At 31.9% G+C, this 26,683-nt stretch carries 31 protein-coding genes; 27 read left to right on the top strand and 4 right to left on the bottom strand.

Annotation, left to right across the window (positions count from 1 at the left end; genetic code table 11):
• The first annotated feature begins 1 nt into the window (after position 1).
• The 20 genes from HZR23_RS13540 to HZR23_RS13445 all read left to right on the top strand — a co-directional run bounded on the left by HZR23_RS13540 (position 2) and on the right by HZR23_RS13445 (position 19,848).
• Entirely contained in the window at positions 2-847 is an 846-nt protein-coding gene (locus HZR23_RS13540) for a bifunctional 5,10-methylenetetrahydrofolate dehydrogenase/5,10-methenyltetrahydrofolate cyclohydrolase (RefSeq protein WP_132848192.1), read from the top strand.
• Positions 838-2,070 carry an exodeoxyribonuclease VII large subunit gene (xseA, locus tag HZR23_RS13535; protein ID WP_132848193.1) on the top strand — a complete coding sequence of 411 codons (1,233 nt, stop codon included), beginning with the start codon at positions 838-840 and terminating at the stop codon, positions 2,068-2,070. Before HZR23_RS13540 ends, xseA begins: the two co-directional genes overlap by 10 nt.
• The gene (gene xseB / locus HZR23_RS13530; RefSeq protein WP_132848194.1) at positions 2,051-2,284 is read left to right on the top strand and encodes an exodeoxyribonuclease VII small subunit; all 234 of its coding nucleotides are present in this window, start codon (positions 2,051-2,053) and stop codon (positions 2,282-2,284) included. The genes xseA and xseB overlap by 20 nt, the downstream gene beginning before the upstream one ends.
• A gap of 4 nt (positions 2,285-2,288) precedes the next feature.
• Positions 2,289-3,176, top strand: coding sequence for a polyprenyl synthetase family protein (locus HZR23_RS13525; protein ID WP_132848195.1), 888 nt, complete (start codon positions 2,289-2,291; stop codon positions 3,174-3,176).
• Between the two features lie 14 nt (positions 3,177-3,190).
• Positions 3,191-3,649: a divergent PAP2 family protein gene (locus HZR23_RS13520; protein ID WP_132848196.1), complete on the top strand. Its 459-nt coding sequence runs from the start codon at positions 3,191-3,193 to the stop codon at positions 3,647-3,649.
• Positions 3,650-4,313: 664 nt separating this feature from the next.
• Entirely contained in the window at positions 4,314-4,946 is a 633-nt protein-coding gene (locus HZR23_RS13515; RefSeq protein ID WP_243098200.1) for a hypothetical protein, read from the top strand.
• A gap of 2 nt (positions 4,947-4,948) precedes the next feature.
• The gene (gene dxs / locus HZR23_RS13510) at positions 4,949-6,856 is read left to right on the top strand and encodes a 1-deoxy-D-xylulose-5-phosphate synthase (RefSeq protein ID WP_243098205.1); all 1,908 of its coding nucleotides are present in this window, start codon (positions 4,949-4,951) and stop codon (positions 6,854-6,856) included.
• Positions 6,857-6,871: 15 nt separating this feature from the next.
• Positions 6,872-7,672 (top strand): TlyA family RNA methyltransferase, encoded by an 801-nt coding sequence (locus HZR23_RS13505; RefSeq protein WP_132848197.1) that lies wholly within the window; start codon positions 6,872-6,874, stop codon positions 7,670-7,672.
• 201 nt (positions 7,673-7,873) lie between these two features.
• Positions 7,874-8,323: an arginine repressor gene (locus tag HZR23_RS13500; RefSeq protein WP_132848198.1), complete on the top strand. Its 450-nt coding sequence runs from the start codon at positions 7,874-7,876 to the stop codon at positions 8,321-8,323.
• A 13-nt stretch (positions 8,324-8,336) separates the two neighbouring features.
• The gene (recN, locus tag HZR23_RS13495; protein WP_132848199.1) at positions 8,337-10,016 is read left to right on the top strand and encodes a DNA repair protein RecN; all 1,680 of its coding nucleotides are present in this window, start codon (positions 8,337-8,339) and stop codon (positions 10,014-10,016) included.
• 140 nt (positions 10,017-10,156) lie between these two features.
• The gene (gene spoIVB / locus HZR23_RS13490; RefSeq protein ID WP_165913664.1) at positions 10,157-11,458 is read left to right on the top strand and encodes a SpoIVB peptidase; all 1,302 of its coding nucleotides are present in this window, start codon (positions 10,157-10,159) and stop codon (positions 11,456-11,458) included.
• Positions 11,459-11,628: 170 nt separating this feature from the next.
• On the top strand, positions 11,629-12,429 hold the full coding sequence (spo0A, locus tag HZR23_RS13485) for a sporulation transcription factor Spo0A (protein ID WP_132848201.1): 801 nt from the start codon (positions 11,629-11,631) through the stop codon (positions 12,427-12,429).
• A 117-nt stretch (positions 12,430-12,546) separates the two neighbouring features.
• A complete protein-coding gene (locus tag HZR23_RS13480; protein WP_165913665.1) occupies positions 12,547-13,188 on the top strand; it encodes a recombinase family protein in 642 nt (213 codons plus the stop codon).
• Between the two features lie 39 nt (positions 13,189-13,227).
• Positions 13,228-13,806 (top strand): 3'-5' exonuclease, encoded by a 579-nt coding sequence (locus HZR23_RS13475; RefSeq protein ID WP_165913666.1) that lies wholly within the window; start codon positions 13,228-13,230, stop codon positions 13,804-13,806.
• Positions 13,807-14,074: 268 nt separating this feature from the next.
• Positions 14,075-15,250, top strand: a complete 1,176-nt coding sequence (locus HZR23_RS13470) for an ABC transporter substrate-binding protein (RefSeq protein WP_132848204.1) — start codon at positions 14,075-14,077, stop codon at positions 15,248-15,250.
• Positions 15,251-15,400: 150 nt separating this feature from the next.
• The gene (locus tag HZR23_RS13465) at positions 15,401-16,279 is read left to right on the top strand and encodes a branched-chain amino acid ABC transporter permease (protein WP_132848205.1); all 879 of its coding nucleotides are present in this window, start codon (positions 15,401-15,403) and stop codon (positions 16,277-16,279) included.
• Positions 16,280-16,286: 7 nt separating this feature from the next.
• Positions 16,287-17,252 carry a branched-chain amino acid ABC transporter permease gene (locus HZR23_RS13460; protein ID WP_132848206.1) on the top strand — a complete coding sequence of 322 codons (966 nt, stop codon included), beginning with the start codon at positions 16,287-16,289 and terminating at the stop codon, positions 17,250-17,252.
• A 10-nt stretch (positions 17,253-17,262) separates the two neighbouring features.
• On the top strand, positions 17,263-18,033 hold the full coding sequence (locus HZR23_RS13455) for an ABC transporter ATP-binding protein (RefSeq protein ID WP_132848207.1): 771 nt from the start codon (positions 17,263-17,265) through the stop codon (positions 18,031-18,033).
• Positions 18,033-18,737: an ABC transporter ATP-binding protein gene (locus HZR23_RS13450; RefSeq protein WP_132848208.1), complete on the top strand. Its 705-nt coding sequence runs from the start codon at positions 18,033-18,035 to the stop codon at positions 18,735-18,737. The genes HZR23_RS13455 and HZR23_RS13450 overlap by 1 nt, the downstream gene beginning before the upstream one ends.
• Before the next feature lie 493 nt (positions 18,738-19,230).
• Positions 19,231-19,848, top strand: a complete 618-nt coding sequence (locus tag HZR23_RS13445; RefSeq protein ID WP_132848209.1) for a hypothetical protein — start codon at positions 19,231-19,233, stop codon at positions 19,846-19,848.
• A 226-nt stretch (positions 19,849-20,074) separates the two neighbouring features.
• Here the strand turns inward: HZR23_RS13445 and HZR23_RS18125 are convergent, their stop codons facing one another.
• Positions 20,075-20,338: a type II toxin-antitoxin system RelE family toxin gene (locus tag HZR23_RS18125; RefSeq protein WP_243098201.1), complete on the bottom strand. Its 264-nt coding sequence runs from the start codon at positions 20,336-20,338 to the stop codon at positions 20,075-20,077.
• Entirely contained in the window at positions 20,322-20,558 is a 237-nt protein-coding gene (locus HZR23_RS13435) for a hypothetical protein (RefSeq protein WP_132848211.1), read from the bottom strand. The genes HZR23_RS18125 and HZR23_RS13435 overlap by 17 nt, the downstream gene beginning before the upstream one ends.
• 432 nt (positions 20,559-20,990) lie before the next feature.
• Here HZR23_RS13435 and HZR23_RS13430 point away from each other — a divergent pair, with 432 nt between their 5' ends.
• The 3 genes from HZR23_RS13430 to HZR23_RS13420 all read left to right on the top strand — a co-directional run bounded on the left by HZR23_RS13430 (position 20,991) and on the right by HZR23_RS13420 (position 22,259).
• The gene (locus HZR23_RS13430; protein ID WP_132848212.1) at positions 20,991-21,173 is read left to right on the top strand and encodes a hypothetical protein; all 183 of its coding nucleotides are present in this window, start codon (positions 20,991-20,993) and stop codon (positions 21,171-21,173) included.
• A 21-nt stretch (positions 21,174-21,194) separates the two neighbouring features.
• On the top strand, positions 21,195-21,506 hold the full coding sequence (locus tag HZR23_RS13425) for a hypothetical protein (RefSeq protein ID WP_213050272.1): 312 nt from the start codon (positions 21,195-21,197) through the stop codon (positions 21,504-21,506).
• Between the two features lie 417 nt (positions 21,507-21,923).
• On the top strand, positions 21,924-22,259 hold the full coding sequence (locus tag HZR23_RS13420; protein ID WP_207667860.1) for a tyrosine-type recombinase/integrase: 336 nt from the start codon (positions 21,924-21,926) through the stop codon (positions 22,257-22,259).
• Between the two features lie 847 nt (positions 22,260-23,106).
• On the opposite strand, the gene HZR23_RS13415 is transcribed toward HZR23_RS13420, so the two are convergent.
• Both HZR23_RS13415 and HZR23_RS13410 read right to left on the bottom strand, forming a co-directional pair.
• Positions 23,107-23,352 carry a hypothetical protein gene (locus tag HZR23_RS13415; RefSeq protein WP_132848214.1) on the bottom strand — a complete coding sequence of 82 codons (246 nt, stop codon included), beginning with the start codon at positions 23,350-23,352 and terminating at the stop codon, positions 23,107-23,109.
• A gap of 55 nt (positions 23,353-23,407) precedes the next feature.
• A complete protein-coding gene (locus tag HZR23_RS13410) occupies positions 23,408-23,704 on the bottom strand; it encodes a hypothetical protein (RefSeq protein ID WP_132848215.1) in 297 nt (98 codons plus the stop codon).
• Between the two features lie 266 nt (positions 23,705-23,970).
• On the opposite strand from HZR23_RS13410, the gene HZR23_RS13405 reads away from it, so the two are divergent.
• From HZR23_RS13405 to HZR23_RS13390, 4 genes are all read left to right on the top strand, one after another.
• Positions 23,971-24,177 (top strand): nucleotidyltransferase family protein, encoded by a 207-nt coding sequence (locus tag HZR23_RS13405; RefSeq protein WP_132848216.1) that lies wholly within the window; start codon positions 23,971-23,973, stop codon positions 24,175-24,177.
• Between the two features lie 143 nt (positions 24,178-24,320).
• Positions 24,321-24,512 carry a HepT-like ribonuclease domain-containing protein gene (locus HZR23_RS18120; RefSeq protein WP_408641312.1) on the top strand — a complete coding sequence of 64 codons (192 nt, stop codon included), beginning with the start codon at positions 24,321-24,323 and terminating at the stop codon, positions 24,510-24,512.
• Positions 24,513-25,323: 811 nt separating this feature from the next.
• Positions 25,324-26,139 (top strand): EFR1 family ferrodoxin, encoded by an 816-nt coding sequence (locus HZR23_RS13395; RefSeq protein ID WP_132848217.1) that lies wholly within the window; start codon positions 25,324-25,326, stop codon positions 26,137-26,139.
• A gap of 60 nt (positions 26,140-26,199) precedes the next feature.
• On the top strand, positions 26,200-26,568 hold the full coding sequence (locus HZR23_RS13390; RefSeq protein WP_132848218.1) for a YybH family protein: 369 nt from the start codon (positions 26,200-26,202) through the stop codon (positions 26,566-26,568).
• Positions 26,569-26,683: the final 115 nt, after the last annotated feature.

Raw genomic sequence — 26,683 nt, 5'->3', positions numbered from 1 at the left:
TATGGCCTCTATTATTGATGGAAAAAAAATATCAGAAGATATGTTAGATGGACTAAAAAGTAGCATACAAAAACTAAAAGATGAGTTTAATCTCACTCCAGGACTTGCTGTGGTTATAGTAGGTGATGATCCTGCGTCCCATACATATGTAAATATGAAAGAGAAGAAATGCAATGAGGTAGGCATGTATTCTGAAGTCCATAGATTACCAGAATCTATAAGTGAGCTGGAGCTATTAAAAATAATAGAAGAACTAAATTACAATGACAAAGTTCATGGGATTTTAGTGCAATTACCTCTACCTGAACACATTAATGAATATACGGTTAATGAACATATTTCCTTCGAAAAGGATGTTGATGGTTTTCATCCTGTAAACATAGGAAATTTACAATTAAATAGACCTTCCTTTGTGCCATGTACGCCAAAAGGGATAATTGAGCTTATTAAGTCTACTGGAACAACTATAGAGGGTAAAAATGCTGTAGTCTTAGGAAGAAGCAATATAGTAGGACTACCTACGGCAATGCTCTTACTTAATGAAAATGCAACAGTTACTATTTGTCACTCAAGAACAAAAAACCTAAAGGAAACTACTTTAAAAGCAGATATTATTGTTTGTGCTACAGGAGTTCATGGGGTCTTAACTGAAGATATGATTAAAGAGGGCGTCATAATAGTAGATGCAGGTATTATAAAACTAGGTGATAAAATGGTTGGGGATGTTAATTTTGATGATGTAATGCATAAGACATCTTTTATTACACCTGTTCCAGGGGGAGTAGGTCCCATGACTATTGCTATGCTAATGAAAAATACATATGAGGCAGCATTAAAATGCGTATAAAAACCTTAACAGTAACCCAGGTAACTGATTATATTAAAAGAATACTATCAAGTGATCCTATACTATATAACTTAAAGGTAGAAGGGGAGCTTTCTAATGTAAAAGAGCATGGCAGTGGGCATATATATTTTACACTGAAGGATAAGAATACAAAAATAAATTGTATAATGTTTAAAGGAAATAGTGAGAAGCTTAAAATGCCTCTAAGCAATGGTATGAAAGTAGTTGTAAGTGGCTATATTTCAGTTTATGAGAGAGATGGACAATATCAACTTTATGCATCTCAAATTGATGAAGTAGGTTTAGGGAATTTACATTTGGCCTTTGAAGAGCTAAAACGCAAGCTAGAAAAAGAAGGGTTATTTGACCCTGCTAATAAAAAACCCTTACCTAAACTTCCAAAAAAAATTGGAATCGTAACTTCTACAACAGGTGCAGTTATAAAAGATATAATTACTGTAATAAAAAGAAGGTATCCTTATGTTCATCTTTTAATATATCCTTCTTTAGTTCAAGGTCCCGAAGCACCAGCATCCATAAGTAAAGCTATTGAACACTTTAATAGATCTAATAATGTAGAAGTAATTATACTTGCTAGAGGCGGAGGTTCTCTCGAGGAGCTTTGGGCGTTTAACGAGGAGATCGTTGCCAGATCTATTTACAATAGTAATATACCAATAATATCAGCTGTAGGACATGAAACAGATTTTACTATTTCAGATTTTGTAGCAGACGTTAGGGCAAATACTCCTTCAACCGCAGCAGAACTTGTACTACCTAACTTTTATGATTGTAAAAATTATATAAATATTTTAAATAAAAGACTACATAATTCTTTAAATAAAAAGGTTGATGAGTCGAGAAGAAAGCTAAAATATTTAAGGAATAACTATTACTTAAAATATCCGTTAAATAGAATCTATAACGAAAAGCAGCATTTAGATAGAATTCATAGAGAGTTAATAAAAATAATTTCTACTAGGGTAGATATGGCGAAAAATAATCTCAAGTATAAAGCAGAACAATTAAACAGCTTAAGTCCTTTATCAATTTTGTCAAGGGGATACAGTATTACCTGTACGGAAAACAATGAAATAATTAAAGGGATAGACTCAGTTAAAGTAAATGACACAATTAATATACATTATTTAGACGGACAAGCCCTATGTAAAGTTGTAGAGGTAAAGGAAGAGGGGATATATAGTGAATCAAAAAAGCTATGAAGAGGCAGTAAAGAGATTAGAGGAAGTAATTGAATTGTTAGAAGGAAAGGATGTTACTCTAGATGATTCACTGAAATTATTTCAGGAGGGCATTGAACTCTATAGATTTTGTAATGGGAAGCTAACAGAGGTAGAAGAAAAGATTAGCTTAGTGATTGAAACCAATAAGGGCTATGAAGAAAAATCATTTATGTTAGACAATACGGAGGTCTAATCTTATGTCGTGGAAAAATGAGCTTACACAATATATGGAATTAATTAATAAACATTTAGACCAAGTAATGAATATGGAGAAGGAAGAAAATTACATTCTAATTGATTCTATGAAATATAGCCTCTTCGCTGGGGGAAAAAGATTAAGACCAGTATTGGCCTTAGCTTCCTATCAATTGTTTGCTAATGATTTAAATAATATACTACCCTATGCCTGTGGTTTAGAAATGATACATACATATTCATTAATTCATGATGACTTACCAGCAATGGATAATGATGATTATAGAAGAGGTAAATTAACTAATCATAAGGTTTTTGGAGAAGGAATAGCTGTTTTAGCGGGAGATGGACTGTTAAATCATTCTTTTGAATTAATGCTAGGACATGCATTAACTCAGCCGCAGATGGAGCCATATGTAAGGAGTATTTATGAAATAGCGAAGGCGGCCGGAATTCAAGGAATGATAGGTGGTCAAACTGTAGATTTACAAAGTGAAAACGTAAAGGTTTCTGCTGAAACTTTAAACTATATTCATTTAAAAAAAACTGCCGCATTAATTATTGCAAGCTTGAAGATTGGTGCAATAATTGGTAATGGTAATAAGGAAGACATTAATAACATGGAATTAATCGGTAAAAACCTAGGTCTTGCCTTTCAAATTCAGGATGATATCTTAGATATTATTGGAGACCAAAGTAAATTAGGAAAAGATGTTGGTAGTGACCAGGAAAAAAATAAATCTACATATCCATCTATGTATGGATTAGATTTTTCCATAAATAAAGTTAAGGAATTAACTAATAGTATTTATGACACATTAAATAAATACGGTGAAAAAGCAATCTTTTTAAAAGAGCTATGTAATTATTTAGTTGACAGAGAATATTAATTAGGAGGATAACTGTGAATTTTATAGATTCCCTAAGTAATAATAAAATATTTTGGGCTGCAGTTCTTGCATGGTTTATTGCCCAAACTTTGAAGGTAATTCATACTTTAATTATTGATAAAAGGATTAATTTTTCGAGGTTTGTAGGCTCTGGTGGAATGCCAAGCTCTCATTCAGCCTTAGTAACAGCACTAACAACTGCTATAGGGCTTACCCATGGATTTGATTCTGGATTATTTGCCCTATCTCTTTGTTTTTCATTAGTTGTAATGTATGACGCGGCGGGAGTAAGAAATGCTGTTGGTAAACAGGCAGTTATATTAAACAAGATGATAGAGGATTTACAAACTAAAAAAAATAAAGGACTGGTTAAACAAAGTGAAAACCGTCTTAAAGAGTTAATTGGACATACGCCATTTGAAGTGTTTGCAGGGGCTATACTGGGTATAGTTGTTGCTAAAATTTTAATTTGATATTCCGTTTATACTATGCTATAATGTTTTTTAGACTAAAATGCAGTGGTACAGTATTCTAGTCAACTTGTCTAACTTTGAGGGCGGGGCTAAAAATCCGCCAAAGGGCATATCGATGAAGTTCCTGGTTTTGGCTTGCGACGCCCAGTCGTGGGTTATTTCTGGGAGTAAGGAGATGGGGGCGATCTGCAAAGGCATGCAGGCGATGACCCTCGCTCCGTGGAGGCCAGATTTCTAAATGATGGTGAAACCTACGTATATACAGGTACGTAATGTAGCCTGCCTTGAGTGGGATTGGCAGATGAATAGATCAGGTTCTATAATATCAGGCGCCGATATTTAGGATTATCGCTATTTGAAATCAATTCTGCAAAAGAGGCTAAGAGTTAGAGAAGTTGTTGAGGAAAACTCCTAGACTGTTCTTTTGAGATATGTTAGGGATTACAGTACGGACTAAGTGGCAATCTAGTCCTGCCTATGGTGACATGGCAGAGATTGGTTTAAAGGGAAACCGCTGTTATGGCGACAGGCAGTACTAATCTGGGAAAACCAACTAGACCTAAGCCGTAAGATTTACTTAACATATTACCCTGCAATAAGCTGATGGCGTTGGCTATCAGCTTATTATTTTATTTAGAACGACCAATTCCTCGGAGGGATATATTTGTCCAAAAATGTAAAAAATAATAAAGAATGTAAAAATAATAATTCACAAGGTTTATGGAAAAAATATAACATTAAGTGGGTAGTCATTGTAACTGTTTGGACATTTATATTAACTATACTGTTTAGTGTAGTTGCAGAAATAGTTTTATTTAATGTACCAATTATCCTTTCATTTACTATACTAATTGTAATAATATTAATTGGGGTTTTTAGTGATATGATTGGAATTGCTGTTACAGTAGCATCTGTTAAACCCTTTCATGCCATGGCTTCTAATAGAGTAGATGGAGCTAAATGCGGAATAATACTTCTGAAGAATGCAAGCTCAGTATCTAATTTTTGTAATGATGTGGTAGGGGATATTTGTGGTATAGTTAGTGGCTTTGCAGGGGCCAGTATTATTTTACAGATCGCACTTTTAAGCCCACAGGAAGTAAACAGGGCTGCTCTGACCATAGTAATAACTGCAATAATAGCTTCCTTAACTGTTGGAGGCAAAGCAATTGGTAAAAGCATTTCTATTAATAATTCACATGTAATTGTATTTAACACCGCAAAGGTGCTTAATTTTGTAGATAAGAAGATAGGGGTATCTGTTTTAAATGATAGATCTAAAAAAAGAAAAGAGTGATAATGTTGAACTCCCTGTTAGATCAGATTAAAAGCATTGGAGATTTTAGAAAAATTAAAAAACATCAAATTAATATATTAGCTGAAGAGTTAAGAAATTTTCTAATAGCAAATGTATCAAAAACTGGTGGACATTTAGCATCGAACCTAGGTGTAGTTGAGCTAACCTTAGCACTTCATACTATCTTCGATAGCCCAAAGGATAAAATTATATGGGACGTAGGCCATCAAAGCTATATACATAAGATATTAACCGGAAGGAAAGATGATTTTCATACACTTAGGCAATATAAGGGGCTTAGCGGCTTTCCTAAAAGATTAGAAAGTGACCATGATCATTTTGATACAGGTCACAGTAGTACATCTATTTCAGCTGCCTTAGGAATGGCATGTGCCCGGGATTTAAATAAAGAAAAGCATTCAGTTGTTGCTGTAATAGGGGATGGAGCATTAACTGGTGGTATGGCCTTTGAAGCACTTAATCATGCGGGTCAAAGCAATAAAAATATTACGATAATTTTAAACGATAACGAAATGTCAATATCTGAAAATGTTGGTGGAGTATCTAATTATTTGAATAAAATTAGAACAACACCTTTATATTATAAATTTAAGGGCGATATGGAAAACCTTATAGTAAACATACCAGCAATTGGAAAGAGTGTATACAAAACTGCTGAAAAAGCAAAGGATTGTATAAAATACTTTTTTGTTCCTGGAGTTCTATTTGAAGAATTGGGCTTTACATACTTAGGTCCAATTGATGGCCATAATTATGCTGAGCTATGTAAAGTTCTAGAAAGCACTAAAAATATATCCGGACCAATTTTACTTCATGTAGTCACTAAAAAAGGCAAAGGCTATGCTGTAGCCGAAAATGCCCCGGAAAAATTTCATGGTATTGGACCCTTTAACATAAATACGGGTGAATTACTGTCTACTAATAAAAATCTAAGTTACTCAGAATTAGTTGGTAATCTATTAGTAGAGCATGCTGAAAATAATGAAAAGATTGTAGCGATTACTGCAGCAATGCCTTCAGGTACAGGATTAGTACCATTTTCTAAAGCATTCCCTAATAGATTCTTCGATGTAGGAATTGCAGAGCAACATGCGGTTACCTTTGCTGCAGGTTTAGCAGTAGCTGGATATAAGCCATTCTTTGCAGTTTATTCTACATTTTTATCTAGAGCAATGGGTCAGGTAATAAACGATGTTTGCTTACAATCCCTACCTGTAACATTTTTAATTGACCGTGCAGGTATTGTAGGTAATGATGGCGAAACTCACCATGGTATAATGGATATCTCAATGTTATATCCAATACCTAATTTAACAATTTTGGCTCCAAAAGATGGTAATGAACTTAGAGAAATGATGGATTTTGCAGTTAATTTAAATGGTCCAGTTGCAATAAGGTATCCTAGGGGTAACGTTCATAGTTTAAGCTCAGAATTTCCAAAAGTGTCTATAGAAAGCAAAAAGGGTGAAATTCTATATAATACTGGTAAGGATGCTTTAATTATTGCTGTTGGCCATATGAACGAGTTAGCTTTACAAGTATGCGAAAGGCTTAAACGTGAAAACATTAATGTAACATTAATAAATCCTAGGTTTTTGAAGCCTTTAGATAGTAATTTAATTTTGGAAAATGCAATAAAATGTAAAAAAGTATATACTATAGAAGATAATTATAAATATGGTGGTTTTGGCTCTCAAATATGTTCCTTATTAAATGAGCACAATATATTTAAAGAAGTAAATGTTTTCGCTTTTCCAGATAAATTTATCGAACATGGAGATGTAAATTTACTATATGATGTTTATGGGTTAACTGTTGATGATATTGTTACGATAATTTCAAAGGACTTTGATTCAAATATAATAAATAAAATTGTATTTAACAGATAGACAGGAAGTGTAGAAATGGAAAAAAATAGATTGGATGTTTTACTTGTTGAAAAGGGGCATTTTGAAACAAGAGAAAAGGCTAGGGGAGCCATAATGGCTGGGCTAGTCTTTGTTGATCAGCAAAAGATTGATAAGCCTGGTACAAAGGTTGATCCTAACTCTAACTTTCTTGTCAAAGGTCCTTCTATTCCCTATGTGAGTCGTGGAGGACTTAAGCTTGAAAAAGCTATTAATGAATTTAATATAAACTTAAATAATAAAGTATGTATGGATGTAGGGGCTTCTACTGGTGGCTTTACTGATTGTATGCTAATTAACGGTGCTAGTAAAGTATATGCCATCGACGTTGGTTATGGACAATTAGATTACAAGCTAAGACAGGATAACAGAGTTGTAGTTATGGAAAGAACTAATATACGTTATGTAACTACTGAGAACATACAAGACTATGTAGATTTTGTTTCTATTGATGTTTCATTCATCTCTTTAAAGCTAGTTTTACCTGTTGTTAAAACTTTGATCAAAGAAGATGGGAATATCGTAGCATTAATCAAACCGCAATTTGAGGCAGGTAAAGATAGAGTAGGTAAGAAGGGTGTAGTTAAGGATAAAAATGTACATATTGATGTAGTAAAGGAAATAATTAGTTATTCAGAAGAAATAGGGTTTCAAGTACTGGATTTGACCTTCTCACCTGTCAAAGGACCAGAGGGTAATATTGAATATTTACTCTATTTAAGTAACTTATTAGACAATAGCAGTAAAAATACTATAGATATTGAAAGTATTATTAATAAATCTCATGAAAATTTATAATTAGACCCCATTGTATGGGGTCTAACTATTTTGTAGTCAACTAATGAATTAAAAAGGAAATATATCAAAAAATATACTCAATAATCTAAAACTTAAGGATTTTTAAACATTTATGAAGGATATTAGATTTTAATGGAGAATAATAAATATTAGTTAAAATGGATAAATATTTAATAATATATTTATAAATAGGAGGTAGCTATGAAGTATACCAGGCATTCTAAGATTTTAGAAATCATTGACCGTTATGAAATTGAAACACAAGAGGAGTTATCGGATAGGTTAAAGGAAAGTGGAGTTAATGTTACACAAGCTACAGTTTCAAGAGATATTAAGGAATTAAGATTAATTAAGGTTTTAACCAAAACAGGTAAATATAAATATGCTACACTGGATAGTCAAAATTTTACCTTATCAGATAGGATGGTTAGGGTTTTTAAAGATGTAATTATCTCTATTGATTATGCTGGTAATATTCTTGCTTTAAAAACTATTCCTGGTGGTGGACAGGCTGCAGCGCTAGCAATAGATGCTTTAAATTTAAGTGACGTTCTTGGAACCGTAGCAGGGGATGATACAATATTTGTATTAATTAAGGATGTTTCTAAAATGGAAGAGATTAAGCAGATTTTTGTAAAACTAACTCAATAGGAAGGTGTTATTAATGTTATTAGAGTTGGAAATTACTAATTTCGCCTTAATAGATAATTTAAAAGTTGAATTTCAAAGGGGACTAAATATATTAACCGGAGAAACTGGGGCTGGTAAATCTATAATAATTGACGCTTTAAATATGGTTGTAGGAGATAGGGCGGATAGAGAGTTTGTCAGAACAGGCTCAAATAAATGTAGAATCCAAGCAATTTTTTCTTTAAATCATACGGAAGATCTGTTGAATATTTTAAATGATAATGGCATTGACTTAGAGGACGATACTTTAATTATCAATAGAGAAATCCATGTAAATGGAAGAAGCGTAAGCAGAATTAATGGAGTAATCGTTAATCAATCCTTTTTAAAGCTAGTTGCAGAATACTTAATAGATATTCACGGGCAGCATGAACACCAATCCTTAATGAATTCAACTAATCATATACATATGCTAGATGCCTTTGGTAGCAATAAAATAAGCAAGCTATTAAGGGAATATAAAGAGAAGTATAAAAGCTTTTTGGATGCAAAAAAGGAATTGAACTCAATATGTAATAACATACAAGAAAGAGAAAGACAAATAGAACTTTTAAAATATCAAATTAATGAAATCGATTCTAGCAAACTAAAAGTAGGTGAAGATGAGGAATTAGAAAAAGAGATAAATATTTTAAGCAATAGTGAACGTATTATTAGTGTGGTACAAGGTGCTTGTAATGACTTATATAATGGAAGTCAATATATACCTGCTATTGATTTGGTTTCAAGAAATTTAAAACCTCTATTAAATATTTCAAGTATTAATGAGGTACTCAAAGGATTCTATAACACTATTGAAGAAATTCAGATTAAAATAGATGATGTAGTAAGGGAAATGAGAGCCTATTTACAACAAATTGATCACGACCCGACCATACTTGAATCCTTAGAATCTAGATTAAACTTAATAAATAATTTAAAAAGAAAGTATGGAAATACAATAAAGGAGATAATAGATTATAGGAATAAAATTAATAATGAGCTAGAGGACTTTGTTAACAGTGAAGTGAGAATAAATAAGCTTGAGGGTATGATCAATAAACTTGAAATTGAATTGAAAGATATATCAGTAAAATTAAGTACGGAAAGGAAATTAATAGCAGTATCTTTTGAAAATGGCCTGCAAGATGTTTTAAAGACATTAAATATGAATAGAGTGACATTTACGATTAGATTTGAAGAAAGTCTAGATTATACACCATATGGAATAGATAAAGTTGAATTTTTAATATCTACTAATATTGGGGAGCCTTTAAAGTCTTTAACAAAAGTAGCTTCTGGAGGAGAAATTTCTCGTATTATGCTAGCATTTAAAACGATTTTAGCGAATGTAGATAAGGTAGATACTTTAATATTTGATGAAATTGATACTGGTATTAGTGGTAATACAGCTCAAATAGTTGGCGAAAAGCTTCGAGAGATAGCAGAAAAGCACCAAATCATTTGTATTACTCATTTGCCTCAAATCGCTTCAATGGCTAATGAACATTTTTTAATTGAGAAAAATGTAGTTGTAGATAATACTAAAACAACTGTAACTAGATTAACCAGCAAGGAAAGAGTTAATGAAATTGGAAGATTATTAGGTGGGGAATTAACTGATTTAACTTTGAAACATGCCAAAGAAATGATTACTAAAGCTAAAAAAAATTAAATCCCTAATGATATATAAAAAGGATGATTATTACATCTTTTTTATTTTTTTTGCATCATAATAACTCCATAAAAAGGCCACATTAAAGATATGGTTTTGGAAAATAAAAAAACATCTTTAGTTTGGCAGGGAGTGATTTTGTGAAAAATAATAGAAGATATAATAAAGGATTAAAGATTTTTTCTGTTTTTTTAGTCCTTTCATTAATTTTATCGTCCTATGTTCTATTTATAGAATTAACAGGTAAGTTACCAGCAGAGTACAATATAACACTAGGTAATTCACATATTTTTAACTCTAGGTTCCCCTTTTCATTTAGGGTAACGGATTCATCAAAATCTATAATTCAATTTGAAAACACGAAGGATATGTTAAGCAAGTTATTTAACAGGCAAATTGAGCTAGAGCCCCTTTCTGAGGGTTCAACAGACCTACAGCTTAGAATTTTTGGACTAGTACCTTATAAAAACTTAAAAGTTAATGTAGTTCCTCAAGTATATGTAATGCCAGGTGGTCAGTCAATAGGTGTACGATTAAATACAGAAGGAGTATTAGTTGTAGGTGTAGCAGAAATAACCGATGATACAGGTAAAAATAGAAATATAGCAGAGGAAAATGGAATAAGACTAGGTGACACACTTATAGAAATTAACGGTGATGTTGTAGTAAATTCTTTGCATGTTGCTGACATAGTAAAAAATAGTAATGGAGAGGAAATAAAACTTAAATTTCTTAGAGATACAAAAGAATACGAAATCAATGTAAAACCTATAAAGTCAAGTGAAGATCAAAAATATAGATTAGGTCTTTGGGTTAGAGATAAGACAGCAGGTGTCGGTACCATGACCTTTTATGAACAAAATAGTAATAAGTTTGGAGCGTTAGGCCATGCAATAACTGATGCAGATACAGGCTTGTTATTATCTGTTAGAGATGGAGAAATTATCTCATCAAGAGTAGTTTCTATAGAACAAGGTCAACGAGGCAAGCCAGGAGAAATAAAAGGAGTCTTCTATAATGTAAACGAACCCTTAGGGAAATTAGAAAAAAATACACCCTTCGGTGTGTATGGTGAGCTATTTAGAGATATTCCAAATGATTTAATACCGGAGTCTATACCTATTGCATTCCAGCATGAAGTAAAAGAGGGTAAAGCTTATATTTTGACAACAACAGATGATAATGAAATTCAGCAATATGAAATAGAAATAACTAAAGTTAATCCACAAAGTAAACCTAGTATTAAGAGTATGATTGTCAAAATAACAGATGAAAAATTATTAAATAAAACCGGTGGAATTGTTCAAGGTATGAGTGGTAGCCCTATTATTCAGAATGGAAAAATTGTTGGTGCAATTACTCATGTTTTAATAAACGATCCTACTAGAGGGTATGGTGTATATATAGAATGGATGATAGAACAGGCGGGAATTTACGAGTAGCTATACAAGATTCGACAAAATATATTGATTGATTGTAGAAAAAGAAAATAAATAGACGAACGATTCTTCTATTGAATAAGATTAAATTTTGACATATTAGAAGGAATAATAACCCCCTTGTCGAAATTAATTAGTATACAAAAAAACAGAAAAATCAGGGGGGTTCAATAGTGAATAATCAAATTAATGTATTAATAGCTGATGATAATGAGGATTTTTGTGATATTCTGGTTGAATATTTACAAAAACAACAGGAGATTAATATTGTAGGTGTTGCTAAGGATGGACTTGAGGCAATAGAGTTAATATCTAGCACGGAACCGGATTTAGTCATTCTAGATATTATTATGCCACATCTTGATGGTATAGGGGTATTAGAAAAACTAAACAGAATGAATCTTCAAAAATATCCAAAAATAATTATTTTATCAGCTGTGGGACAAGATAAAATAACTCAAAAAGCAATAAATTTAGGTGCTGATTACTATGTAATTAAGCCATTTGATTTTGATGTATTAATTGAGAGGATAAGACAAATTGTAAGAGGTTCGTCCGGAAGTAGTGAAAGAAAGAAGCCTTTAATTAATAATAATAGTAATGCTTTAATTAAAAATAATAGAAGCTTAGAGGCTGAAATAACAAATATAATTCATGAGATCGGTGTTCCTGCACACATTAAAGGATATCTATATTTAAGGGAAGCAATAACTATGGTAGTTGAAAATGTTGAACTTTTAAGTGGAGTAACAAAAGAGCTGTATCCTTCTATAGCAAAAAAATTCAACACAACACCTAGTAGAGTTGAGAGAGCTATACGCCATGCCATTGAAGTAGCTTGGAGTAGAGGTAAAGTTGATACTATAGACACTTTATTTGGATATACAGTGAACAATGATAAAGGTAAACCAACTAACTCAGAATTCATTGCAATGGTTGCTGATAAATTAAGACTAGAACAAAAAGTGAGCTAAATAAACCTGGCATCTCAAAATGAAAACTACTGTTAAATTTTGAGATGTTTTTTTACAATTATTATGTTTATAAATATATATAAATATTTATATTATATAAGTTATGGGGGAAATAAAATGTTAAATAAGACATTTGCCTATATTAAAATAGATATTCCAATGGATATAGAAAATCAAATAAATCTTATTAAAGGTTATTGTAAGGAAAATAAAATCTTTCTTAAGGATGAGAACATATTTATCGATAAATGTATTGAAGGTAAACAAATTAAGTTAGATAGTACTCAAGCTCTAGAAAATCTTTCTCTAAATTCTGGAGATATTTTTATTATAAGTGAGTTAAATCAACTTGGTAGTACTATAGAGGGAATAAAAAGTGTTTGGAAAGCTTTATATATGCATGGGGTAGACATTATTATAATAGAAAATAAATTATTAAACACCTATAGCAAATCTTTAATTGAGAGAAAACTTAAAAGTGAAATTATAATTGAACTCTTAAACTATATAAATGAAAATATGGATATAATATATTATAATGAGAAAACCCATAAGAGTAGTTCTATTGGCCGTCCGAAAGAAGATATTGAAACATTAACGGATGAACAAATTCAACTACTTGAAGAAAATTTTCCAAAGTTTGATAAAGATAGAAGTGAGAGAACTATTACTGCGGATCAGTTTATGAGTATATTAGGCCTTAAAAGAAATACATTTTATAAAATTATTAAACAATATAAAAAAGCATTGGGTGAGTAGTTTAATTGTTTTTTTATGTGTAATAGAAAGGAACTCCTTATGAAATATATAATTTTCGATTTAGAATTTAATACTGCATTTGAAATAGATAAAAAAACAAAAAGATTAATGAAAGGCAAATCAAATCCATTATGTCCACAGGAAATTATTGAAATAGGTGCTGTAAAACTAAATTCAAAACTTGAAATTGAAGATACTTTTGAATTCTTCGTACAACCTAAGCTATATAAAAAACTTCATCCAAAAGTAAAGCAAAAAACTAAAATAACTAAAGAGGATATAATGAACGGGCTACCCTTTAACGAAGTAATTAAATTATTTAAAGATTGGATTAATGAAGAGGATTTTGTTCTATGCTCCTGGGGAAAAGATGATATAAATGAGTTACAGAGGAATTGTGCATTCTTTAAAATCAAAACTAATTGGATAAAACAATTTTGTGATATACAAAATCTTTGTATGAAATATTTGAATGGCTCAAATTCCCAACAAATTGGCCTTAAAAATGCTGTTAAGGAATTTAACATAGATATAGACTCCCAGTTCCATAAAGCTCTAAATGACTCGATTTACACAGCAAAGATTTTTAAAGAAATAAAATATAACCGAAATGAATAAAACCACAAATGAAGTGGTTTTTAATTTTTTTGAAATTACAATTATTTTGTTGAAATATTTTAATAATTACATTAAATTTGAAATTATTAATATTTAAAATTATTCAGAATATTGACAAAATTAATTAAAGAATATATAATTTAGTCTATGATCGAGTTAATAAATAGCTATCAAGAATTAATACTCACTTTAATACATTAGTGTAGATTTTTTATTTAATGCTGATTTATTTTCTTAGATGACAATTATAAAATAGGGGGAATGAGTTATGAAGAAAAAAAATTTGATATTAGTATCACTTTTATTAATCGCAAGCATGATTCTTACTGCTTGTGGTGGAAGTAAAACTCCTGCTACTAATACTCCAGTGGAAAGTGGAGATATTCTAATTGGTGGAAACTTTGAAGTTACAGGAGAGCTAGCTTCTTTTGGAACATCTACAAGAAATGGTATTCAGTTAGCCTTTGATGAGATTAACGCAAATGGTGGGGTTTTAGGTGGCAAAAACTTAAAATTCATTGTAGAAGATAATAAAAGTTCCTCTACAGATGCGGCAATTATTGCCCAAAAGCTAATTCAAAATGATAAAGTTGTTGCGTTATTAGGTCCAGTAACAAGTACAAATTCACTTGCTGCGGCTCCAATTGCAGTAGACAATAAAATTCCAATGATTTCACCTACTGCAACAAATCCAGCAGTAACAAAAGTAGGAGAATATATTTTCAGAGCCTCTTTCATTGATCCTTTCCAAGGGGCGGTAATGGCAAACTTTGCATTAGATAATTTAAATGCTAAGACAGCTGCAATTATGATTGATTCAAGTAGTGATTATTCTAAAGGACTTGGAGAAGTATTTAAGTCTGTTTTTACAAGCGGTGGTGGACAAATAGTATCTGAGCAATTTTTCGTAAAAGATGATACTGATTTTAATACTATTTTAACATCTGTAAAAAGCCAAAACCCAGAAGTAGTGTTTGTTCCTGCATATTATGGAACAGTAGGTCCAATTTTAGACCAAGCTAAGTATAACGTAGGTTTCTCAGAAAATATTATTTTCTTAGGAGCAGATGGTTGGGATTCACCTGAGTTATTTGATTTAGCAAAAGATGCAGCTAACGGCTTCTATTTCAGTAATCACTATTCTCCAGATATCGATACTCCAGAAGTAAAGAACTTTACAGCAGCATACCAAGCTAAATTCAATGCAGTTCCTGATGCATTAGCAGCTTTAGGATACGATGCAGCATATATGCTTGCGGCAGCTATTGAGAATGCTGGAAGTGCAGATCCAACGGTTATTCGTGACTCTTTAGCAGCTATTGAAATTACAGGTATTAGTGGAAAAATTAAATTAGATGAAAACAGAGACCCAGTTAAGAGCGCAGTTGTTATTAAAATTGAAGATCAAAAACAAGTATATTATACAACCGTTGATCCTAAATAATAATAGATTAAAATAAATTAAAACAAAGAAGGAGGGGTGTTTTATACCCCTCTTTCGCTTATAGACTTCAAATATTTACCATATTACTATGAACTACAAAATTTGTTTATTATACCTAATAGAAAATACGATATTAAGGGAGTGAAAACCATGGATTTTCAACAATTGATTAACGGAATATCACTAGGTAGCGTTTATGCGCTAATTGCTTTAGGTTATACCATGGTGTATGGTATAATCCGACTTATTAATTTTGCACATGGAGAAGTTTATATGCTAGGAGCTTTCATTGGCTTCTATGCAATAACTAGCTTAGGATTGCCATTCTTTCCAGCACTTATCGTTGCCATGACTGTATGCGCACTATTAGGTGTACTTATGGAACGTCTAGCGTATAAGCCTTTAAGAAATGCTCCACGTGTTGCAGCTTTAATGACTGCTGTAGGATTATCTTTACTTTTTCAAAATGTTACAATATATTTTCTAGGTGCAAAGCCTAAATCTTTTCCAAGACTTACTGTGCATACATGGAATGTAGCGGGTGTATCTATTAGAAGTAGTCAGGTACTTATTCTAGGTACTGCTGTAGTTTTAATGATTTTACTTCATTTCATCGTTCAGAAGACTAAAATGGGGAAGGCTATGCGAGCTGTTTCTTTTGATAGAGATGCTGCAATGTTAATGGGGATTAATGTAGATAACACTATATCCTTTACTTTTGCTTTAGGTTCAGCATTAGCAGCCGCTGGTGGGGTTCTGGTAGGTCAATACTATGGAATGATTCAACCTTTCATGGGTATGCTGCCTGGTTTAAAAGCCTTTGTTGCAGCCGTACTTGGTGGAATTGGAAGTATTCCTGGAGCCATGATAGGCGGAATGATTCTAGGAGTTGCAGAAGCTGGTGTCAGTGCAATACGCGGTGGATACTTTTCTACTTATCGGGATGCCGTTTCTTTCGCTATTTTAATTGTAATACTAATTGTAAAACCTACCGGTATACTTGGTAAAAACGTTAGAGAGAAGGTGTAATTATCCTATGAAAAAAACATTAGTAACTATTGGAGCAGTACTATTTGGGATTTTTATTCAGGTTTTACTATGGAATAACATTCTTAATCCATATTATGGCCTTGTATTAACAACAATGGCGATGTTTGTTATTTTAGCTACTAGCCTAAATTTAATAAATGGGATCACAGGTCAGTTTTCTCTTGGTCATGCGGGTTTTGTAGCAATAGGTGCTTATTTTTCAGCTATTGTAACTACTCGTATGAGTCTACCATTTCCAACGTTTATTATTTTTATTATAGCTTTATTAGTTGGTGGATTAGTAGCTGCAATAGCAGGATTCCTTATCGGTTTACCTACTCTTCGATTAAAAGGGGATTACTTAGCTATTGCTACTCTTGGATTTGGAGAAATTATTCGTGTTTTATTATTAAATTGGAATTATGTTGGTTCAGCATCTGGAATGTGGGGCATACCTAAATATGTGAACTTTTTATGGGCATATGTGTTAGCTATAATTATAGTTTTAGTTATTGTTAACTTTATTAACTCTTCTCATGGTCGTGCTTGTATTTCAATTAGGGAAGATGAAATAGCTGCTGAAACAATGGGAATTAATATTACTAAATATAAGGTTATGACTTTTACTTTCGGAGCTTTTTTTGCAGGTATAGCAGGGGGAATATATGCACATTTAATTCAAATCCTTCATCCTCAAAACTTTACCTTTATGCTATCAGTTCAGGTTTTACTGATGGTAGTTTTAGGTGGGTTAGGAAGTATTTCTGGCTCTATTGCGGCTGCAATTTTACTGACATTGATTGCAGAGGCACTTAGAAGATTCGCAGAACTACAAATGATTATTTATTCTTTAATGCTTATTGGTTTAATGTTATTTAGACCACAAGGGCTTTTGGGAAGAAAAGAAATCTCTTTTAATAATATGTTTTCAAAATTTTCTGGATCCACAACCTTTGGATCCTCAAAGAAATGAGGTGGCCATCATGACAATTTTAAAGACAACTAATTTAGGAAGAACTTTTGGTGGTTTAAAAGCTGTAGATAATTTTGAAATTTACCTAGATCATAGAGAGTTAGTAGGATTAATTGGCCCAAACGGTGCAGGGAAAACTACTGCATTTAATATGTTAACAGGTGTATATGTGCCATCCTATGGAGAAATACAATTTTGTGACGAAAGTATTGTTGGTAAGAAACCTTATGAGATTACACAAAAAGGTATTGGTAGAACCTTTCAAAATATACGTCTCTTTAAAGATTTATCAGTTATTGATAATGTAAAAATAGCATATCACCAAAATGTTAAATATGGTGTTGTATCAGGTATTTTTAAATCAAAAAAATATAAAAAAGAAGAGGAAGAAATAACAGAAAAGTCTTTAGAGCTATTAAGTATATTTGGTTTAGAGTTGAAACATGGTGAATTAGCGAAGAATTTACCATATGGTGAACAAAGGCGTTTGGAAATCGCCAGAGCTTTAGCAACAAAGCCAAAACTTTTGCTCTTGGATGAACCTGCTGCGGGTATGAATCCACAAGAAACTCATCAACTTATGGAGTTAATACGATGGATTCGTGATAAGTTTGAAATAACAATTCTTTTAATTGAACATGATATGTCTCTAGTAATGAATGTTTGTGAAAGAATTTATGTTTTAGATTACGGAAAAATTATTGCTCATGGCAATCCCACTGAAATTAAGTCAAACCCAAAAGTTATTGAAGCTTACTTAGGAGAGGAGGTTACCATATAATGTTGAAAATAAATGATATTCATGTTTATTACGATATGATTCATGCTATTAAAGGTATCTCTCTTGAGGTAAATGAAGGGGAAATTGTTAGTCTTATCGGAGCTAACGGAGCTGGAAAAACAACTATACTAAGAACCATTTCAGGATTAAATAGGTCTAAGCAAGGTAGTATAATATTTAAAGACAAGGATATTACACAAATGCCTGCCCAAAGTTTAGTTGAAATGGGCCTGTGCCAAATACCTGAAGGAAGAAGAGTATTTGCTAATATGACAGTACTTGAAAATCTTGAATTAGGTGCATTTTTACGAAAAGATAAATCTGAAATTAGCAAGGATATAGCAAAAGTATATGAAAAATTCCCAAGACTATTTGAACGAAAAAAGCAGATGGCGGGTACCTTAAGTGGTGGAGAGCAGCAAATGCTTGCAATGGGTCGGGCTTTAATGTCTAAGCCTAAGCTACTTCTATTAGACGAACCTTCTATGGGATTAGCCCCTATACTAGTTCAAGAGATTTTTTCAATTATAAAAGAATTAAACAATGAAGGTACAACTATACTTTTAGTTGAACAAAATGCACATATGGCCTTATCTATTGCTCATCGTGGGTATGTATTAGAAACAGGAAAGATTGTTCTATCTGGGGATGCTAAAGAATTAGCAGAAAGTGATGAAATTAGAGAGGCATACCTAGGGGCATAAAATATAAAATCAAATAATGCATCCTATGAAAAATTGTAGAGATGTAAATCTAATTGTTTAAATATAAGGCACAGATAAAAAAATAACTAATGTAAAAATAAGCTAATAATAATCATCTCAATGATATTTTGAGGTGATTTTTTTCTTTAAGGAGAAAAACATTTAGTTATACCAAATAGATTTTAATGTAAACGTTACAAATCTTATGATAGCCTACATATAATATTTTTATGTATTAATACAATGTTCGACATATTGTAAAGAAATATTATGTTAGTCTATAAGAAGATATTTACGAACTTCGATTCATTGTAGGTTCAGCACCACACACTTCTCACTGGGAGCTAAGCTCCACTAAGGGATATTCTTATGGGATTCAGTTCGAAGGCGTCGCAAATGCCGGAACGTTAGGCGACACATTTTGTATTAGGTCAAGCATAAACTTATGGTTAACCAATCTATTGAATAGTTCTACAAAAAGGGGATTATTTTGATGGGAATAATATTTGAAGAGAAAACTAGTAGAAAAATTGAAAACGGTAACAAGGCTGTATTCACTTTATTTGCTTACTCTGATGACTTTCATCCAGATAATGATGAAGGATGCTATACTTGTATAGTTCGAATAGTTAATGAATATAACAGCCTAGTTGTAGAATACTATAGACTTTTTTTGATTAAAAATTTCGATGAAAAACACTACAAGAACTTTATTAGGAAGTTTTCTAGCAATATTGAGTATCGTGATCAATTCGATTACAAACACGACTATATCGAAAGACGTGATCCTAATATTATTGATGAAGAGATAGGTGAGGTTATTGCTGAATTGAATAACCTAGGATTAAATACCCAATATTCCTGCCAGGGAACAAAGGATATTTGGAGTGATCGACCCAATAAAGGAGATGGCCACAGTGTGATGGCGTATATTAAATTTTTAGAAAAGTTACCTTCATCGTTCATACACCTGGCTAAGGAATGTAGATATTTTGATGTTGGTAGTCAAGTGATAAGTTCTAAAAAACGTGAATATAATATTTACTTTGTCAAATGTATGCAAGAGCTAATAGACAGGTGGAAAATAGTAATACTTAAAAATAGGGATTAAAAAACGTTGGCTTAGGGTGTATAATTGCGTCGCCTAACAATGCATTTGCATAAAGGTGCAAGAAACACGTTTAAATGGAAGGGTCAGGCAACACACTCTTCTCACTGGGTGGCAAGCACCAGCTAATAGGGATTCATTTCCCGTCCAGTTCGAAGGCGTTGCAAATGCGAGACCGTTAGATTCCATTGACAAGAACAAAAATCAAAATAAAAAGGTGAGTTACAATTTATTTGTAAACGTCACCTCTAGGACCAATTTTAATAACATTGATAACTAATATATCGCCATGAATGCTGTAAAGAACACGATAAATACCTATGCGTAATCGATATAGATTGGTTTTTCCTTGAAACTTTTTTATATCTAATTCTGAATTCCTTGGATTCTGTACTAGAATATTGAGACCATCAAGTATTCTGATTCGAGTGGGCTTATCTATTTTTAAAAGATATTTATATGATTCTTTACTCAACTCAATTTCGTAAATCATTTTCAATATCCTTAAGTCTTATAGTTTTACCTTGTTGGAATTCAGTTTTTGAGGCTTCAATAGCTCTTAAATCATCATCAGTTAACGATTCATCATCATAAGGAATGTTAGAATCTTGAGGATGTGATATTAATCGTTTAAGAAAGTCAGCAACCAATGGAATATCTTTATCAGATAATTTCTGAACTAATTCGTTTAAATCATTTTTAGATAAAGCCATTTTAACAACTCCTTTTTATAAATTTAGCCGAAGAAACACTTATCTATACATACATTATAGCACAGATTCAATCTTGAGTAATACAAAAGAAGTATCAACAGCATCTAACAAAACATTTGCATAAAGGTGCTGGAAGCACGTGTCAAGGGAGAGGTCAGCACCACACCTTCTCACTGGGAGCGAAGCTCCGCTAGGGGGTATTCCTTTAGGGTCCAGTTCGAAGGCGTTGCAAATGCGGGACGATAGGCGGGACATGTCACTTGCGCGCCATGCCCACCTATCAGTGACGCAGGTTCCCGAGGGCACGGCTCGTAGCGCTAAGCGCCACGTAGCCTATCGGCCGGTGCCCGGCCAATGCCCAAATGTCCTTCGGACACTTCGGGAACCGGCGTCACTGTTATGTGAAATAAACATAAGTAGAGGGGTAAAAATATGCTAATGATGATAGGGTTGATATTACTATTTATCAATCCACCTTTAGGAATTGTACTTATGGTATTTGCATATTTAAGACAGATGGGAGATGAACATACAGAAGAAGTGGAAGCACAAGAGAGATATGAGGCATATAAGAGAAAGAAAGAGAGAGAAGAATTATCACGTAAGGAGTACTAGCTATGTAAATTAGAACAAGTAATGTTGGGAGTTAATGAAATGTATATAGGGCATAAGAAAACCAAGAACAAATACCAACTATACCTAGTCCATAGTAAAAGAAAGAATGGAAAGTCAATAAAAGAAGTTAACCAGTACCTATGTAGTATAGATAGTGATGACATAGAAGGTGCTGATAGTGAAGTACTAGGAATAATTGTTGTTAATGTTAGAGAGAAAATACAAAAGAGTATAGAGAAGATACCACAAAGCAAAAGGTTGTTACTTGCAAGTTTAGGACAGGATATTAATATGGTTGTTATTAATAAACTTATAAAAGTAGCTAAGGGATAAAGTGTAGACGTATGTTTTTGACGTGTTTCTTCTATATATACAATAGTATATTATATACATATTATTACTACAAATATAGATACAGTATCAATTGACGTAAGACAGAGGATACTGTATCTGTTATCTGTAGCTGGTACAGTTACTGCAATAGTACCATTAATATACCTATTGATTTAATAATATTGTGACTACTATAGGGATAATAGTGTATTGGATGTTGGAATATCAATTAAATGTAGGGGCGGTTGTTTGTGATAAAACTGTACAGATTTCCCCTCAGTACCACCTAAAACTATATGAGGTGGTGTTGTAGTTTAATGGCCCAGGTACCTAATTTAATAGTTATATATATGATAAGCTCTATGCCTTAGGTGTAGGGCTTATTTTAATGCTTAAAATACAAAGGAGGATGATTAGATGAAGAACCAAACAATTTGCCTACAACTAGAAAAGGCATTAAAGCTAAAGGGATACAGTGCTAATACTGTTGATACTTATGTATCCCATATTAAACAGTTTATGGACTATTGCAAAGAAGATATTAGGGTGATTACTAGTGAAGATGTACATGAGTATCTACTATATCTATTAGAAGATAGGGGGTTGTCTGCATCCTATGTTAATACAGCCATAAGTGCTATTAAATTCATGCTCAATAGATATGATATTAATATATCTATATCTAGGGTTAAAAAGGAGAAGAAACTCCCCAACATCCTAAGTCAAGAAGAAGTAGGGAAGATACTAATGTAGTGGATAATCATAAGCATAAGGCTATACTATGCTTAGTATATTCGGCAGGATTAAGAGTAAGTGAGGTTAAAGTAACCGGAGGACATCGGGAATACTAGTAGTTAGCCGAAATAATCCATAGAAAAACAGTGGGGGTAACCACTGTTATCTAATGAAAGTTAATATGAAGCTCTTTTCCAAGAGCATGTGCAACCTTAGTTAAAAACAAATAAATCTATTTCTCTTAATATTTTGCTTGTTCATTAGGTGATTTAGAAGAAATAAATTCTATGACAGGATATTTATTATTTTCACCATAGTACTCTACTTCATACAATTTAAGCACCTCTGTTTATATATAAATAATATCCATATATGTTATAATTTCAAATAGCAAATTGTTAATAGGGCATTTTGATTTAGATTATATTCGGCTAACAATGTATTTGCGATAGGTGCTGGAAACACGCTTTTATGGAACGGTCAGAGCACCACATCCCTTCACCGGGAGCGAAGCTCCGCCTAGGGGCATGGTCAAGTGGGTCCGGTTCAGGGACGTCGCAAACACGGACCGTTAGCCGACAGCCTGAAATGTAGTATTGTATACATTGTTGCAAACAGAAGAAAAGACCTATTCAAAGGGAGGCCACTGAAAAAGTGCCTAAATAAAATTTATAAAATGAATGCAAAAAAACAGAGCTCTTAGAATCGCTTCTAAGGCTCTTTTTTCATCATTATATACATATTTGACTACCAAAAAACACTATAAAAATTTAAAAAGTTACTTTTTCAGTAGCCTCATTCAAAGGTGGGAATAGTTTTAAACAATATGAAGTAAAAAATGAGCTGTATTCAGCTCAAATTGATATCACTTAATTTCTTTTATTTGTTTTAATTTAAATATTTCTCTTTCAGTTTCTATTTCTTTATGAAGTAGGAATTTAAGAGTATCCTTAATATCATTGAAATTCTGATTTGTATGAGTTTTAAATTCAGTTAAGTCTGAGGTCTGTTCAACTACTGAATTAAGTTTTGATTTTATGTCTGATAAATCTTGCTTCAAGTCATTTTGATTATTTAATATTTGTTGCAGTAACTCTTCAATATTTTCCATAAAATCAGCCTTTCATATCTTAATAAGTATATTATAACAAAACCTAGTAAATAAGTCATGTTAAAATAAAAATGAATTTATGGTTTCTTAAATACTTAAGGTCGCTTTTAATGAATTCATATATACCAGTTGCTGTTGCAGAACAATTATCTAATTTATCTTCTATGACTGATTTATACTCAGTTAAAATAGATCCTTTAATTACTTTTTTTCTATCCTTTATTGTTTCACCTAGATAATATTTCTTAGCAGTTCTAGGATCACAATTCATCTTTCTACCTAGTTCAGCAAAATTTATTTTAATGTCCATAACTTTTAGCCTTTCAATTTCTTTTAATACGTCTTTTCTCATGATATCTCCCCCAGATGATTAGTCTGAAAAAGTATATCAATTTTTTGTCTGTTTTCCTACATTTTCGTTTTGCCACTTTCCTACATTTCTATTATGACATTTACATGAAGAGCCCGGTGCGGTAGTTCCGCACACCGGGATCTGTGCGGGATGCGTCGGGTAACTGGCGCGTCTACCGTGACGATGACAGACTATCAAACTTTGTTATAGTAATAAGTGTTGTGAGGATATGTAAAAAACTGTATAATAAAGAAGAGGTGAATCTAATGAAATCAATCGACTTATTAAATGAAAAGCGAAGTGAGATACTAAAAGTTGCAGAATTAAATGGTGTAGTTAAAATAAGCCTATTTGGTTCAGTTGTTAGGAAACAAAATAATGATAAAAGTGATATTGATTTTTTAGTTGAGTTTGAAGACGGGAGAACTTTGTTTGATTTAATTAGATTAAAACATGATTTAGAATCGTTATAAGATAAAGAAGTAGATGTAGTTACAAAGAAATCATTACATCCTCTGATTAAAAAGCAAGTAATGACTGAGGCGGTGGAGATATGAAAGATGATAAAATATATTTAATTCATATCATTGATTCTATCCGAAGTATTGAATAATATATAGAACAAGGAGAATCTGAATTTTTTAGGTCAAAGCTGATCCAAGATGCTGTAATTAGAAATTTAGAAATTATAGGGGAAGCAACAAAAAGAATTTCAAAAGAATTGAGACTAAAAGAGTATGATATCCCTTGGAAAGAGATGGCAGGACTAAGAGATGTATTGATACATGATTATTTGGAGTTGACTTAGATATTGTATGGAATGTGGTTCGAAAAGAACTACGTAGAATACATATTTTAATTCAAAACTTAATAGAAGAAACGTGAGGGGGAGTTATTACTAGGTGATGGCTCTTTTTGTCCATCATCTAACAATGTGTTTTCTCGAGGGTAAATATAGATACTGGTGCATCAAACATTTAAACCTTTGATTGTCAACTGGAATCTTCAGATATGCTAAATATATGTTTTAGTAAAGTTTAATATCTTCTTCTGTTACTAAATAAAAGTAAAGAATTAACTAGTAGTTAACTAATGACTATGCCATCACTATATTAGGGGGGGAATTACTTGAATATAATATTAATTGTTTTATCTACTGTATTAGGTTATTTTTTACTTTTTATGGGCATATTTTGGTGGTATAATTGCTTTTGGTATTATAGTAGGTTCTCTATTTAGAGGATTATATTTATTAAATTCATACACAAAATAATATCTCAAATTACCACGGATCCAGATAAGGTTTCTGTAAACTTTGAGGAAGATACAAAGATTAATAAGTTTGAATTAAGAAGAGATAATCAAAATATATTCGTGTAATCTTTTATTGTGCAGTATGAATTTGATTTAAAGGGGGGCGATGTCCTATCGCCTCTGAATAACGGGACGCCCACTTCTTATAACAATGGTTTTGCATTTAAGTAATTACGTGAGATAACGATTAAAATGTCACAGGTGTTGGACATTAGCTTAATATTATGAATTTAGTATAAGCATTTTGGGACACCACTATATTTATTAAGAGATTTGTCCAGACAAGTCCAAAGGAGAGAATTGCCTTGGAATATAAGCACAAAATTTTAATTTTATATCATTCTGGAGCTGGTAGTACAAAAACAATAGCAGAAATATATTACAAAATGTTACATTTATATTCTATTGATATAAGTACTATTAGCTTTGAGTATGAGTATAATAAACTACATGATTATAATTTTATTATATTTGCTTTTCCTACATATCACTGTAGTCCTTCAACTTCTATGAAGGAATTTATAAAAAATATACCAGTGTTTGATAAGCCTAAGAAAGCTTTTGTGTTTACTACATGTGGTTTATTTTCAGGAAATGCATTAAGGGAATTTATAAAAGAATGTTCACCAAAAAATATAAGTATAAACGGATTTTCAGTGTATAGAGCACCTGCTACCGATGGAGTGTTACTTCTGCCACCAATATATTTTATGTTTAACTATGAAAAAAATATAGCCTATAAAATAAAGTCAGATATAAAAAAAATAGAGCAGATAATTAATACTGATACTTGTATAGCTCAATGTCCTTCGTTTAAATTGTATGAAATATTAAACTACCCTAATAAAGTCTGTGGTAAGGCTTATAGGCACAAATTGAAAATCTTAAAAGAAAATTGTGTGCATTGCAAAAAGTGTGCTGATATTTGTATCCGAAATTGTTGGGATACATACGGAGAATTTCCTCAATATGAAGGTAGAAAATGTGAATTTTGCTTTAAATGTGTACATCATTGTCCGAATGGCGCTATAATATTATCTGCAAAAACCAAGACAAAGATTAAACTGAATGAAAAGTTCTATGAAAACTTGAGAGAAAAAATAATTAATGAAATATTGTGACGTGAGTTACAGGAAATTTTAAACGTGGAAATGAAAAAATAAGCAAAGTGAGGTAAAAATATGGATTTTAAGAGTACTTTAATGTTGCACTTAGATTCTATGAGAAGTAAAGATTTAGATAACTTCCTTTCAACAGTTAATTTGAATAATGTTGTTCTGATTATGCCAAACGGAACTATTATAAGAGATAAAGAAGACTTTATAGAATTACATAAAAATTGGTTTATAGATAATGATTGGAATTTAAACTATAAAATACTAAATATCAACGAGGGTTTGGAGATAGCATATGCACTGGTAGATATTGATTACTACGACTGTGACATTGAAGGAAACATAATTAAAATGAATTACTATTTAAATTTAATTTTTTGTAGAAAAGAGGGCAAGTGGTTATTAACTCATGATCAGAATACAATTTATAAATAATTGAAAATAAACAAAGTACTAATACAAATGTAGGGTAAATTTTTGTGACTAAATACGAAGGAACTTTATGAGAAAAAATCTAGTAGTACAAGTCATCTAACAAGCCATTCCCACA

This window comes from Serpentinicella alkaliphila, from assembly GCF_018141405.1.
Taxonomy (GTDB): domain Bacteria; phylum Bacillota; class Clostridia; order Peptostreptococcales; family Natronincolaceae; genus Serpentinicella; species Serpentinicella alkaliphila.
Note: the sequence above shows the minus strand (reverse complement) of the source record. Positions and strands in the feature narration are given on the sequence as shown.

Excerpts from the sequence above, each read along its gene's own strand:
- HZR23_RS13465 (WP_132848205.1), top strand. The coding sequence starts at position 15,401 with ATGGATTTTCAACAATTGATTAACGGAATATCACTAGGTAGCGTTTAT.
- HZR23_RS13420 (WP_207667860.1), top strand. The coding sequence starts at position 21,924 with ATGAAGAACCAAACAATTTGCCTACAACTAGAAAAGGCATTAAAGCTA.
- HZR23_RS13405 (WP_132848216.1), top strand. The coding sequence starts at position 23,971 with ATGAAATCAATCGACTTATTAAATGAAAAGCGAAGTGAGATACTAAAA.
- HZR23_RS13475 (WP_165913666.1), top strand. The coding sequence starts at position 13,228 with ATGAAATATATAATTTTCGATTTAGAATTTAATACTGCATTTGAAATA.
- HZR23_RS13455 (WP_132848207.1), top strand. The coding sequence starts at position 17,263 with ATGACAATTTTAAAGACAACTAATTTAGGAAGAACTTTTGGTGGTTTA.
- HZR23_RS13505 (WP_132848197.1), top strand. The coding sequence starts at position 6,872 with ATGGAAAAAAATAGATTGGATGTTTTACTTGTTGAAAAGGGGCATTTT.
- HZR23_RS18125 (WP_243098201.1), bottom strand. The coding sequence starts at position 20,338 with ATGATTTACGAAATTGAGTTGAGTAAAGAATCATATAAATATCTTTTA.
- HZR23_RS13480 (WP_165913665.1), top strand. The coding sequence starts at position 12,547 with ATGTTAAATAAGACATTTGCCTATATTAAAATAGATATTCCAATGGAT.
- HZR23_RS13410 (WP_132848215.1), bottom strand. The coding sequence starts at position 23,704 with ATGAGAAAAGACGTATTAAAAGAAATTGAAAGGCTAAAAGTTATGGAC.
- dxs (WP_243098205.1), top strand. The coding sequence starts at position 4,949 with ATGTTGAACTCCCTGTTAGATCAGATTAAAAGCATTGGAGATTTTAGA.
- HZR23_RS13450 (WP_132848208.1), top strand. The coding sequence starts at position 18,033 with ATGTTGAAAATAAATGATATTCATGTTTATTACGATATGATTCATGCT.
- HZR23_RS13525 (WP_132848195.1), top strand. The coding sequence starts at position 2,289 with ATGTCGTGGAAAAATGAGCTTACACAATATATGGAATTAATTAATAAA.
- HZR23_RS13430 (WP_132848212.1), top strand. The coding sequence starts at position 20,991 with ATGCTAATGATGATAGGGTTGATATTACTATTTATCAATCCACCTTTA.
- HZR23_RS13460 (WP_132848206.1), top strand. The coding sequence starts at position 16,287 with ATGAAAAAAACATTAGTAACTATTGGAGCAGTACTATTTGGGATTTTT.
- HZR23_RS13390 (WP_132848218.1), top strand. The coding sequence starts at position 26,200 with ATGGATTTTAAGAGTACTTTAATGTTGCACTTAGATTCTATGAGAAGT.
- HZR23_RS13415 (WP_132848214.1), bottom strand. The coding sequence starts at position 23,352 with ATGGAAAATATTGAAGAGTTACTGCAACAAATATTAAATAATCAAAAT.
- HZR23_RS13540 (WP_132848192.1), top strand. The coding sequence starts at position 2 with ATGGCCTCTATTATTGATGGAAAAAAAATATCAGAAGATATGTTAGAT.
- HZR23_RS13470 (WP_132848204.1), top strand. The coding sequence starts at position 14,075 with ATGAAGAAAAAAAATTTGATATTAGTATCACTTTTATTAATCGCAAGC.
- HZR23_RS13435 (WP_132848211.1), bottom strand. The coding sequence starts at position 20,558 with ATGGCTTTATCTAAAAATGATTTAAACGAATTAGTTCAGAAATTATCT.
- HZR23_RS13500 (WP_132848198.1), top strand. The coding sequence starts at position 7,874 with ATGAAGTATACCAGGCATTCTAAGATTTTAGAAATCATTGACCGTTAT.
- xseA (WP_132848193.1), top strand. The coding sequence starts at position 838 with ATGCGTATAAAAACCTTAACAGTAACCCAGGTAACTGATTATATTAAA.
- HZR23_RS13445 (WP_132848209.1), top strand. The coding sequence starts at position 19,231 with ATGGGAATAATATTTGAAGAGAAAACTAGTAGAAAAATTGAAAACGGT.
- HZR23_RS13425 (WP_213050272.1), top strand. The coding sequence starts at position 21,195 with ATGTTGGGAGTTAATGAAATGTATATAGGGCATAAGAAAACCAAGAAC.
- recN (WP_132848199.1), top strand. The coding sequence starts at position 8,337 with ATGTTATTAGAGTTGGAAATTACTAATTTCGCCTTAATAGATAATTTA.